This window comes from Xanthomonas sp. NCPPB 3218, assembly GCF_056725185.1.
The window spans coordinates 2,195,435-2,207,704 of record NZ_CM161516.1 but is presented as its reverse complement, the minus strand read 5'-3'; the positions used below and the strand labels follow the sequence as shown (position 1 = coordinate 2,207,704).

Annotated in this window: 9 protein-coding genes; 4 read left to right on the top strand and 5 right to left on the bottom strand. The window is 64.6% G+C overall.

What is annotated here, in order from left to right; genetic code table 11:
- Positions 1-62 precede the first annotated feature (62 nt).
- Positions 63-932 (top strand): crotonase/enoyl-CoA hydratase family protein, encoded by an 870-nt coding sequence (locus AC1PLS_RS09770; protein WP_184380265.1) that lies wholly within the window; start codon positions 63-65, stop codon positions 930-932.
- Between the two features lie 55 nt (positions 933-987).
- Here the strand turns inward: AC1PLS_RS09770 and AC1PLS_RS09765 are convergent, their stop codons facing one another.
- From AC1PLS_RS09765 to AC1PLS_RS09745, 5 genes are all read right to left on the bottom strand, one after another.
- Entirely contained in the window at positions 988-3,186 is a 2,199-nt protein-coding gene (locus AC1PLS_RS09765; protein ID WP_184434744.1) for an ATP-binding protein, read from the bottom strand.
- A 4-nt stretch (positions 3,187-3,190) separates the two neighbouring features.
- Complete coding sequence (gene rpfG / locus AC1PLS_RS09760; protein WP_024937712.1) at positions 3,191-4,327, bottom strand: cyclic di-GMP phosphodiesterase response regulator RpfG; 1,137 nt, start codon at positions 4,325-4,327, stop codon at positions 3,191-3,193.
- Between the two features lie 140 nt (positions 4,328-4,467).
- Positions 4,468-5,985, bottom strand: coding sequence for a lysine--tRNA ligase (gene lysS, locus AC1PLS_RS09755; RefSeq protein WP_104576814.1), 1,518 nt, complete (start codon positions 5,983-5,985; stop codon positions 4,468-4,470).
- Between the two features lie 212 nt (positions 5,986-6,197).
- Positions 6,198-7,323 (bottom strand): peptide chain release factor 2 gene (gene prfB, locus AC1PLS_RS09750; RefSeq protein ID WP_102252050.1). Its coding sequence is split into 2 segments (ribosomal slippage): positions 6,198-7,247 and positions 7,249-7,323, totalling 1,125 coding nucleotides; the frame shifts between segments, so codons are not numbered across the junction.
- Positions 7,324-7,396: 73 nt separating this feature from the next.
- Positions 7,397-8,245: a LytTR family DNA-binding domain-containing protein gene (locus AC1PLS_RS09745; RefSeq protein ID WP_260300190.1), complete on the bottom strand. Its 849-nt coding sequence runs from the start codon at positions 8,243-8,245 to the stop codon at positions 7,397-7,399.
- Positions 8,246-8,422: 177 nt separating this feature from the next.
- Between AC1PLS_RS09745 and AC1PLS_RS09740 the strand changes: the two genes are divergently transcribed.
- The 3 genes from AC1PLS_RS09740 (at position 8,423) to AC1PLS_RS09730 (ending at position 12,193) form a co-directional block, all read left to right on the top strand.
- The gene (locus tag AC1PLS_RS09740) at positions 8,423-9,652 is read left to right on the top strand and encodes an acyltransferase family protein (RefSeq protein ID WP_237474929.1); all 1,230 of its coding nucleotides are present in this window, start codon (positions 8,423-8,425) and stop codon (positions 9,650-9,652) included.
- Positions 9,653-9,840: 188 nt separating this feature from the next.
- Positions 9,841-11,055, top strand: a complete 1,215-nt coding sequence (locus AC1PLS_RS09735; RefSeq protein WP_184434747.1) for an acyltransferase family protein — start codon at positions 9,841-9,843, stop codon at positions 11,053-11,055.
- Positions 11,056-11,155: 100 nt separating this feature from the next.
- Positions 11,156-12,193 carry a DUF1176 domain-containing protein gene (locus AC1PLS_RS09730; protein WP_184434628.1) on the top strand — a complete coding sequence of 346 codons (1,038 nt, stop codon included), beginning with the start codon at positions 11,156-11,158 and terminating at the stop codon, positions 12,191-12,193.
- Positions 12,194-12,270: the final 77 nt, after the last annotated feature.

The following is a 12,270-nucleotide window of genomic DNA, read 5'->3' as shown; positions in this document are numbered from 1 at the left end:
GTGGATCGTGCGCGCCCGCCGGCATCCACTCTCCCATCGCGGGCCCTCCCAGGATCATGCCCATGAACACGATTGAAAAGCGCTACCTCGGCCGTCCTCACTCCACCATTCGTGTTGACTCATCGGTCGCCGACGGCACCCACTGGTTGTTTATGCATGCGGACGCGGATGCCGGAGTACGGCCGTGCTGCCGGACCGACTTGCTGGAAGACATGTGGGAGATCATGAGCACCATCACCCGCGCTCCGCATGAGCGTCGCACCGGCGAGCTCCGCCATTTCGTACTGGCCTCCGACGCGGACGCCTTCAATCTCGGTGGCGATCTGGACCTGTTCGCACGCTTGATCCGCGAACAGAATCGCGAACAACTCATGCGGTATGCGATTCGCTGCGTGGAAGGCGTCCATCACCTGCATACCGGCTTCGGTGGGGACGTGCGCAGCATTGCGCTGCTGCAGGGCGATGCATTGGGAGGCGGGCTGGAGATGGCCCTGGCCTGCCATACCATCGTGGCCGAGGAAGGCATCGGCATGGGACTGCCCGAGGTCCTGTTCGGCCTGTTTCCGGGCATGGGCGCGTATTCCTTCCTGTGCCGCCGCGTTTCGCCTCAACTGGCAGAGAAGATCATTCTCGATGGACGCATCTACAGCAGCGAAGAGATGCATGCGATGGGGATCGTGGACGTGCTGGTGCCCAAGGGACAGGGCGTCGCGGCTACCCAGACCCTCATCCGCCAGCAGAAGCGCATCTCCAATTCCTATCTGGCAATGAACGCGGCGCGCAATCTGGCACAGGCAGTGCCTTACGACGAATTGCTGCGCATTACCGAAGTCTGGGTCGACACGGCGCTGGCACTGAGCGACAAATCGCTGCGTACGATGGACCGCCTGGTCAAGGCACAAAATCGCCGAGCCGGCGCAAGCGTTGCCTGATTTTTGGTCGATCCAATACTGGGGGAATCAGGCCCGGCCGATGGCCGGGCTTTGCTCAGCCCGAATCGCCGTTGCCCGTGACGTCGCCATCGGATGCTTTCTGGGCCCGCAGGGCAAGCGCTTCGCGTCCTTGCATCAACCCGTGATTGAGCTGCTCCAGCCGCTGCCGCCATTCGGCGCGTAACTGGGCTTCGGAAAGCCGCATCAACTCACCGCCCTGCTCGGCCAGTCCGACCAGCCCGAGATTGCTGGACACCCCCTTGACGGCATGCGCATGCTCGCGCAACCGCTCCCAGTCCTGGTCGGCGGCGGCCTTGCCAAGCTGCACCACACAGGCAGCCGCATCGCTGAGGCACTGTTGGATGAACTCGCGTTCGAATTCCTTCCCCATGCCCAGTTCGGCCAGTTCGTCCAGGACCGCAGGATCGAGCACCACACCGCTCAACGCCGGGCCACGCTGGACGATGACCGGATCGGCCTGACGCAATTTCTGGTTGACGGCAATGTCGGCCAGGGTGTCCAGCAGCTTGACCGCCGCAACGGGCTTTGCCAGAAATGCATATGCACCCGCTTGCTCGCAACTGCGAATCGACTCGGGTGTCACGTCGGCACTCAGCACCACCACCGGGGTGCCCGGTTTGCCACCCGCCTGCATGACCCGCAGTTGCTTGAGCATGTCCAGGCCGCTGACGCCGGGCATGTGCAGGTCGACGATGGCGGCGTCGTAGTCGGTTTCGGCCAACGCGTCCAGCACGGCCTCACCCCCATCCACGCAGGTCACGCGATGTCCCGCTTTCTGCAACAGCCGCTGCAGGACCAGGCGGTTGGCCAGGTGATCGTCTGCCACCAGGATCATCATGCTGCGTACGCGGGCACGGTGGCGCAGGAATGGATCGGCAAACGCGATCACGTTGCCCGGGATCGTTGTGGCATCGGCGTCCTGCAACACGGGCGGTGTCGAGGTGGCCGGCTTGGCGGTCGCCGGACCGAACGGGAGCTCGAACCAGAACAGGCTACCGCCTTCTGGATTTTCATCGAAACCGATTGCGCCGCCCATCGACTGGACCAGTCCCCGCGCGATGGTCGTTCCCAGCCCGCTGCCTTCGAACCGCCGGGCCAGTCCGGTATCGGCCTGTTCGAAGGCCTCGAACAGGCGCGGGCGCATGTCGACCGGCACGCCGATACCGGTATCCAGAATCTCGAACCGCAGCCGCAGTCCGGCGCGGGCATGCACTGCGGTCGCCGCCTGGGCATTGCTGACCGCCACGGTCAGCTGCACGCGGCCATGATCGGTGAACTTGACCGCATTGCCGACCAGATTGAGCAGGATTTGCTGCAGGTGGATCGCATCCCCATGCAAGAGCGTCGGCACGTCCTCTGCCACGTTCGCCCGGTAGTCCAGGCCCTTGGTCTTCGCCTGCGGTTCCAGGATCAGCGCAATGGCCTGCAGCGTATCGCGCAATGCGAAATCGGACGCATTGATGCGGAGCTTGCCAGCTTCGATGGCCGAGATGTCCAGCACCTCCTCCACCAGCGCCAGCAGACTGCGTGTGGAGGCTTGAATGGTTTTCAGGCATTCGCGCTGCTCATCGTCCAGCCGCGTCGTTGCCAATACCTCGGTCATGCCGGACAGACCGTTCAGCGGTGTCCGGAACTCGTGACTCATGTTGGCCAGAAAGCGGCTCTTGGCCTCGCTGGCGCGGCGCGCCTCGGCGGTTGCACGGGTCAACTGCCGCAGCAGACTGGAGAAATACAGCGGAACGGCTGCCAGACCCACCGCAAGCCCGACCCCAAGGCGCTGGTTGCGTTGCCAGTATTCGGTCATCGACAGCGTCGTGGAAAAGCTCACCACCGCCATTGCCACCGCAAGATACAGATAGCGGTTGCCGTAGCGCAGGCCGTTACCGACGGTGACCCACATCACCACGACATACACCCAGGCCAGCGGCTCGCCCATCTGGATCATGCCGGCAGCCATCAGCCCGTAGTCGGCCAGCATGCCCAGGATGCGACGCGCATCCGAGCGGTCGGGTCGCCACAGCAGCCATCCAAACAACGTCAGGCCAAGCCCGAGGCCTGTCAGCACGATGACCAAGACACCGGTGTGCTGGTGCAGCGGCAAACTGTGCCGGACACTCGGCACGAGGACATACGACAGGATCAGGCTGATCAGAACGATGCGGACGATCGCCTGGCCATGTTCGCTGTCAGGTCGATTCATCAACCGCTGCCGGATCCTTCCGAACGGATTCATAGCCTTACACCCCGGGTCGTGCCGATGCGGTCGAGAATTCGCCGCAGATCTGGTCCAGCTGCGCGCGGCCGCGCAGCAGCGCATCCACACAGCGTGGGTCGAACAGGCGACCGCGTTGTGCGTAGAGATAAGCCAGCGCGGCGTCCATGGTCCAGGCCTCCTTGTACGGGCGCGGCGACAACAGCGCGTCGAAGACGTCGGCCACCGCCACGATGCGCGCTTCCAGCGGAATCGCCTCGCCCACCAGTCCATCCGGATAGCCGGTGCCGTCGTAGCGCTCGTGGTGACGCAGCGCGATCAGGGCGCCGACCTGGATGAAGCGGTTCTGGCTGCCGCTGAGCAGCTCGTAGCCGATCCGCGGATGCCGCTTCATGATGCTCATCTCGTCGTCGGTGAGCTTGCCCGGCTTGAGCAGCACCGCATCGGGAATGGCGATCTTGCCCATGTCGTGCAGCGGTGCGGCCATCTCGATGATGCGCACTTCTTCTTCCGACAAGCCGAGCTGCTCGGCGATCAGGCCGGCCACGTGCGACATGCGCTCCAGGAAGGCGCTGGTGCCCGAATCGCGGTACTCGATGGCACGCGCCAGCCGTGACAGCGTCTCGCGTTCGCGCTCCTCGACCTCGTTCATGCTGGCCAGCAGACGCTGCTCCAGCGACAGTGCGCGTTGCTTGACGCTTTCGCTCTGCTGACGCAGCTGCAGCAAATTGGCGCAGCGCGCACGCAGTTCGCGCGGGCGAATCGGCTTGACCAGGAAATCGATCACGCCCGCTTCCAGCGCCGCCTGGCGGATCGGCTCGTCGCCGACGATGGTGATCAGGATGATCGGAATATCGCGATGGCTAGGCAGCCGGCGCAGACGCCGGGCGAACTCCAGGCCATCCATGCCGGGCATGCGGTAGTCGAGCAGCAACAGGTCCACCCGTCCGGCCTCGCACCACGCCAGCGCGTCGAGCGGGTCACCGAAATCGTGGACTTTCAACTCCGGTGCGATGTCCTCGATGACGTGGCGCAGCATCGTCCGCGCAGACATCTGGTCATCGACAATGACGATGTTCAATCCCAGATCCGCCTTTTCCGACCAGCTTCCCGATGGATCCGCCGACGATACGCCGGCAAGATTACCCAAAACATCCTGCATAGCCGTTGCTCCTCTATCCCGAGAACGGAAAAGCGATGACGCCGGCCGCTGTGCCGACTCCCCCGACGATACGCCATTCGGGGCTCCGCTCTAGCATATGCAGTATCTGTGCCGTCGGCACGCCGACGGCACAAAAAAGATCAGGCTTCCGGACGCATGTACGGGAACAGCAGCACATCGCGGATCGAGGTACTGCCGGTCAGCAGCATCACCAGCCGGTCGATGCCGATGCCCAGGCCGCCGGTCGGCGCCATGCCGTACTCCAACGCACGGATGTAATCGGCGTCGTAATGCATCGCTTCGTCGTCTCCACCGTCCTTGGCCTGCACCTGCGCCTGGAAGCGCGCGGCCTGGTCTTCCGGGTCGTTGAGCTCGGAGAAGCCATTGGCGAGCTCCTTGCCGTTGATGAACAGCTCGAAGCGGTCGGTGTACCCCGGCTCGGTGTCGCTGGAACGCGCCAGCGGCGACACCTCGACCGGGTGGTCGGTGATGAAGGTCGGCTGCACCAGGGTGTGTTCCACGGTGGCCTCGAAGATTTCCAGCAGCAACTTGCCCCAGCCGTAGGACGGCTTGACCTTGATCTTCAGCCGCTCGCAATGGCGCAGCAGCGCATCGCGATCGGTGCAATCAGCCGCGCTGATCTCCGGATTGTGGTGACGAACGGCCTCATCCATGCGCCAGCGCCGGAAAGCCGGCGCCAGATCGATGGCGGCGCCGTCCCAGTTCACCTGGGCGGTGCCCAATACCGACTGCGCGGTGTCGCGGATCACCTGCTCGGTCAGGTCCATGATCTCGTGATACGTGGCATAGGCCTCGTAGAGCTCGAGCATGGTGAACTCGGGGTTGTGCCGGGTCGACACACCCTCGTTGCGGAAATTGCGGTTGATCTCGTAGACCCGCTCCAGCCCACCGACCACCAGCCGCTTGAGGTACAGCTCCGGCGCCACGCGCAGGTACAGGTCCAGGTCCAGCGCGTTGTGGTGGGTGGTGAACGGCTTGGCGGTGGCGCCACCGGGGATGTAATGCATCATCGGCGTTTCCACTTCCAGGAAGCGGCGCGTATCCAGCCAGGCGCGGATCGCGCGGATGATCCTGGAGCGCTTGATGAAGACCTCGCGCGCCTCCGGGGTGACGATCAGATCGACGTAGCGCTGGCGATAGCGCTGCTCCACGTCCGACAGGCCGTGCCACTTGTCCGGCAACGGACGCAGCGACTTGGTCAGCAGGCGCAGCGCGCTGGCCTTGACCGACAGCTCGCCGGTCTTGGTGCGGGTCAGCCCGCCCTCCACCGCCACGATGTCGCCGACATCCCAGCCCTTGAACGCGGTATAGGCATCGCCCAGCACATTGCCCTGCAGGAACAGCTGCACGCGCCCGGACTCGTCCTGGATCTGCGCAAAGCTGGCCTTGCCCATCACCCGCTTGGCCATCAGGCGGCCGGCCATCCTGACCGTGCGGCCGCTTGCTTCCAGTGCCTCAGAGGTCCAGGTGTCGGCATCGGCAAATTCGGCCTGCAGATCGCCGGCGAAGTGTTCGCGCACGAAATCGTTGGGATAGGCGATGCCCTGGCCGCGCAACGCGCCCAGTTTCGCGCGACGCTCGGCGATGAGGCTGTTCTCGTCGGCGGGGATCTGCGGCGCGGGGGTCTGCTCGGTCATGGCGGGAATCGGTCTGCGATAGGTCGGGCGCGTGCCCGGTGGAGAATGCGGAACCGGGCTAGCCGGTTCCTGCGTTTTACGGTGTATCGGTGACAACTGCACGGCGCGACGGGACTGCGTGACGATGTACAGGCTGCGCGGCGCTGCACATGTCGCAGCGTCCGCGAAAAAAGACGTCGCTGCGCGGCGGGCGCGGCGAGGTCTTGCTGCGGTCAGGCATCCAGGCGCTTGGAGCCTGCCGCCAGACCGGCCTTGAGGCTGGCCTCGACGAATTCGTCCAGGTCGCCGTCCAGCACTTTTTGGGTGTCGCTGCGTTCGATGCCGGTGCGCAGATCCTTGATGCGGCTCTGGTCGAGCACGTAGTTGCGGATCTGGCTGCCCCAGCCAATGTCGGACTTGGTGGCTTCCAGCGCGTCGCGCTCGACGTTGCGCTTCTGCACTTCCAGCTCGTACAACTTGGCGGCCAGCATCTTCATCGCGTTGTCGCGGTTCTGGTGCTGGCTGCGGCCGGTCTGGCAGGCGACCACGGTATTGGTCGGGATGTGCGTGATGCGCACCGCCGATTCGGTCTTGTTGACGTGCTGACCACCGGCGCCCGATGAGCGATACACGTCGGTGCGCAGGTCGGCCGGGTTGATGTCGATCTCAATGTTGTCGTCCACTTCCGGCGACACGAACACCGAGGTGAAGCTGGTATGCCGGCGGTTGTCCGAATCGAACGGCGACTTGCGCACCAGCCGGTGCACGCCGATCTCGGTCTTCAGCCAGCCATAGGCGTACTCGCCCTCGATGCGGATCGTGGCCGACTTGATGCCCGCCACTTCGCCGCCGGACACTTCCATCAGTTCGGTCTTCCAGCCGCGCGACTCGGCCCAGCGCAGGTACATGCGCAACAGGATTTCGGCCCAGTCCTGCGCCTCGGTGCCGCCGGCGCCGGCCTGGATGTCGACGAACGCATTGGCGCCGTCCATCTGGCCGGAGAACATGCGCTGGAATTCCAGCTTCTCGACATGGGTCTGGTACTTGTCCAGATCGGCGATCACCGCCACCGCGGTGTCCTCGTCCTGCTCGCTTTCGGCCAGTTCCAGCAGATCGGCCGCATCGCTCAGGCCGGCCAGCACATCGGCGATGCCGATGACGGTCTTTTCCAGCAGCGAGCGCTCGCGGCCCAGGGCCTGCGCGCGCTCGGCATCGTTCCACACATCGGGGCTCTCAAGCTCCCGGCTGACTTCTTCTAGACGCTCTTTCTTGACGTCGTAGTCAAAGATACCCCCTGAGCGAGAGCACGCGATCGTTGAGATCGGTGATGCGCTGGCGGATCGGATTGGTTTCGATCATGACGGACTTCCGGCAAACAAGCTGGCTAGTTTAGCAAGCGGGCGACGGTGACGGAACGCGGTAGGCATGCTGTTCAGCCCGGCATAGCCGGGACCGCTGGCGCCTCGGCATGTCCGGCGGCGCGCCGCAGCGGCGCCAGGTAACGACGGCTGCAGGGCAGCTGGCCATTGCCGGACAGGTGCACGCGCGCCTCGCCTGCGTCCAGCGGTTCGATCGACACCACGCAGCCCAGGTTGACGATGTAGCTGCGATGGATTCGCACAAACACGGCCGGATCGAGTCTGGCCTCGATCGCGGCCATCGTGCTGCGCAGTGGGTAATCATGGCCGCGTACATGCAGGTTGACGTAGTTGCCCGACGCCTGGGCCCACTCGATGTCGGCAGTGGCGACCAGGAAGTCGCGCCCCAGCTTGCGCACCAGAAAGCGTTCCGGACGGTCCAGCGGCTCGACCGGCGGGCCTTCGTCCGGCGCGGCCAGCAGCCGCACCTCGCCCTGCAGGCGGCGCAGCAAAAACCGGTAGCCATGCATGCACGCAACGATGATCGCGAAAGTACGCACGTCCTTGAGGTACTCGTAGAACAATTCCTGCGGCCACGCTCCAAAATCATAATGTTCGCCCAGCAGCCGATAGGTCAGCATGCGCAGGCCGACCATCGTGACGACATGCACCACCGAGACCGCCACGCTGACCAACAGATACCAGGGTAGCCGGCGCCGCCAGGTATCCAGATGTAACGGCAGCTTCCGCGTGAACCAGGCGATGACGGGGACGAGCATCAGCAGCCAGACCAAGCCGCTGGACATCTCCCACACCCAGGGTTCCCAGCTCTGGATCGGCAGCCCGGCGCGCCGGCGATCCATCAACTCGGTAACGGCGTTGCCACTGGCGTTGACCACCACCACCATCAGCCAAAACAACATGCCTGCGCTGCGCTGCCAAGGCAGAAAGCGCTCCAGGATCGTGCGTGCCGGGTCGGTACTCATCCCCATATTCTAGGCTGGCGGCGCCGATCGTCACCCCACGGCGGAACCCATTCGTCCCTGAAGATCCCTGTTTCGTCCCTTCCCGCTGGTCGCCCGCTGCGTCATCTCGCGTAGTTGGGGCATATCATCCTTGGTGCAGGGCGGCCAATGCAAAGGCGTCACGATCTGGACTGGCTGCGCGTCATCGCCTTCGGCCTATTGGTGCTTTATCACGTCGGCATGTATTACGTGACCTGGGACTGGCACGTCAAAAGTTCCTCGACCCACCTGATGCTGGAGCCGGTCATGCTGCTCAGCAGCCCGTGGCGGATGTCGCTGCTGTTCCTGATTTCCGGTGTCGCCACCGCCTTCATGCTGAACAACAAGCCCGAGGGCTTGCTGTACCGACGTTCGCGCCAGCTGCTATTGCCGCTGCTGTTCGGTATGGCCGTGATCGTGCCACCACAGTCCTACTATCAAGTCGTCGAACAATTGCCCGGCGGCTACCGCCAGGGCTATCTGGCGTTTTATGCCAAGTATCTGAGCGCCTACCAAGGGTTTTGTGGAGCCGATGGCGACTGCCTGCGCCTGCCCACCTGGAATCACCTGTGGTTTTTGCCCTACCTGTGGGCGTACACCCTGGTGGTGTGGCTGCTCTGGCGCCTGCTTCCTGCGGCAGCGAAGGTGCGTCTGTGCGCATGGGCTGCGCGCCCGCTCCAGGGCTGGGGTGCGTTACTGGTACCGCTGACGCTACTGGCGGTCGCACGGCTGGTGCTGGTGGCTCGCTTCCAGCAAACCAACTGGCTGTTCGATGACTGGTACAACCACGCGCAGTACCTGCTGGTCTTCCTGATCGGGGTGCTGATCGCGCCAATAGCCAGCATCTGGGAATCGTTACAGCGCCTGCGCTGGGTGGCACTGCTGCTGGCCTCTTGCAGCTATGCGCTGATGATCCACACCTGGTACTTCTCCATCTATGACGATGCGCACCCGGCACCCACCGCCCTGCGCCTGCTCTTGCGTGCCGTGTGGGCGGTAGAACAATGGTGCGCGATCGCCGCCATCCTGGGCTTCGCCTATCGTTTCCGTCATGCCGATGGTGCCGTGCTGCGCTATCTCACTGCTGCAGTGTTTCCGGTATATGTCCTGCACCAGACGATCATCGTGGTACTGGCGCATTCCCTGAAGCCATTGGCGCTGCCGCAGCTAGCCGAGAGTGCGACGCTGATCGTCGCAACCGCTGTGCTGTGCTTGGCCAGCTATGAGGTCATTCGCAAGCAGCGCTGGCTGCGGCCGCTATTTGGCCTGCCGACGTTACCGGCGCCGCGCGCCGCAATTCCAATAAAGGGTGAAACTGAGGTCTAGCAATGTCAGACCTGGCTTCTGACTCGGGAATGCAGCCGCGCATCTTCGACAAAACCGCCCGCTTGCCGTCCCCGGTTCGTCCCTGTGGGACCGCAACTGGTCACTCGGGGACGGCATCGCCGCCCTTGGCACAGCTGCTTGGGGCCTGCGTTGCCGAGGATGCGGGCATGCCTCCTGCCGACACCACCATGACCGAACGCCGTCACGATATCGATGCCTTGCGCGTCTTCGCCTTCGCACTGCTGATCCTCTACCACGTGGGCATGGCCTATGTGGCCGACTGGGATTTCCACCTCAAGAGCGTGCACACCGCGCAGTGGCTGCAATGGCCGATGATCGTGCTCAACCGCTGGCGGATGCCGCTGCTGTTCATGATCTCCGGCATCGCGATCGGGCTGGCGCGGCCGCAGGCCAGGCCCTGGCGCTTTGCCTTGCAGCGCTGCGGGCGATTGCTGCCGCCGCTGTTGTTCGGCATGTTCGTGGTAGTCGCGGTGCAGGCCTATTGCCAGGGCGTGAGCAACGGCAAGGTCAGCCCGGGCTTCGGCAGCTTCCTGCTGCGCTACTGGCAGGTGCGGCCATGGCCGGCCGGCAGCTTCGATGGCTGGGAGCACGGCATCACCTGGAACCATCTGTGGTATCTGGCCTATCTGCTGCCCTACACCATTGCCTTGATGGCGCTGGTGTCGTTGGCCCGACCGCTGCGGTTGGCCGCGTGGCCGCGCTTGCCCGCTGCGCTGGCGGTGCCGGCACTGCTGCTGTTGCCAATGCTGTGGGAAGCGTTCTGCGTGCTGTGGGTGATGCCGCGGCACCCGCCCACCCACGCGCTGTTTGGCGACTGGTTCGTGCACGCCGAATCGTTCCCGCTGTTCGTCCTGGGGTATCTGCTGGCACGCCGCGAACGCTTCTGGCAGCTGGCCGTACAACTGCGCTGGCTCACCTCGGTCGCCGCACTGGTGGCGATCGGCACCGAACTGGGCATTCGCTATGCCAGCATCCAGGGGCAGACTGCGCAACTGGGTGCACCGCTGGCCGCGCTGCCGTGGGAGGCGATCGAACACAGCGCACGGGCCGTCTACACCTGGCTGGCGCTGCTGACGATTCTTGGCTGGGCCAGGCTTCGATTGAATCGCCCGTTCCGCTGGCTGCCGTACTGCACGGAGGCGGTGTTCCCGTGGTACATCCTGCACCAGAGCCTGATCATCGTGACGCTGTACTGGCTGATGCCCCTGCATCTGCATGCCTGGCTGGAGCCGGCGCTGGTACTCGCCGCCACCGTGATCGGCTGCCTGGCGTTGCATGAGTTTGCGATCCGCCGGGTGCGCTGGTTGCGTCCCTTGTTCGGATTGCGTGCGCGCAGGCCGCGCCTGGCGAGCAAGACCGACAGCGCGCCGGTGCCGTCATGAAAATGTTGCGCAGGCGTGTCCCGCTTCGGCATGCGACGCACTGGACGGCCCGTCGGCAGCAACGCAAGATGCGCGCCGGATACGCTCTTTCGAAGACACCATGCGCCCTACCCTGCTCGCCGCCACCTTGTTGCTCGCACCCGTCGCCGCCCTTGCCGATGCGCCGGTCGGCATCGCCTTCGATCACCAGGACTGGACCATCGCCTGCGACAACACCCGCACCTGCCGCGCTGCCGGTTATCAGCCGGATGACGACGGCAGCACGCCGGTATCGGTCTTGCTGACGCGCAAGGCCGGTGCGGGGCAGCAGGTCACCGCCGAGTTGGTGCTGGGCCAGTACGACGAGCTCAAGATGCCGGCATCGCTCACCTTGCGCATCGACCAGCGCGACCTGGGCAAGCTGGCATTGAATCGCGACAGCGGCACCGCACCGCTGACCAGCGCGCAGGTGACCGCACTGCTGGCCGCACTGACCCGCAGCAGCAAGATCGTGGCGCTCGGCAACGATGGTCGCCGCTGGCAGCTGTCCGACCGCGGCGCCGCAGCGGTGCTGCTGAAGATGGACGAGTTCCAGGGCCGGCTGGGCACGCGCGGCGCCCTGTTGCGCAAGGGCGATCGCGACGAGGCTGCAGTGCTGCCGGCTGTGCCCGCACCGCAGGTGCGAGCGGTCAAACTCGCAGCAACGCAAGCAGCCGATGCGCGCCTGGGCACGCTGCCGGCGTTGTACCAAGCGCTGCGTGCCAGCTTGCCGGCCGATGAGGAATGCAAGGGGCTGCAGGCTGGCGATGCAGCCGAGCCGCTGTCGGTCACCCGGCTCAGCGGCGACAAACTGCTGGTCTCGACTGACTGCTGGATGGGCGCCTACAACATCGGCACCGGTTTCTGGGTCATCAATGCACGTCCGCCGTTCGCGCCGACGTTGGTGACCACGCAAGCCAGCGATATCGACGGCTCCACCATCCTTGCATCGCAGAAGGGACGCGGCCTGGGTGACTGCTACAGCGAGTCCAGCTGGACCTGGGACGGCCGCCGTTTTGTGCCGACCTCCGAATCCACCTCGGGCCTGTGCAGATTGGTCGCCGCTGGCGGCGCGTGGGAATTGCCGACCTTGGTGACCGAGGTCAAGAAGGCGCCTTGACCGGGGCGAGGTCGTGCGAGCGCAGGTCTGCTTGCAGCACTGTCTTGCAAGAGGCCTTGAGCGACGAACCAAACCAC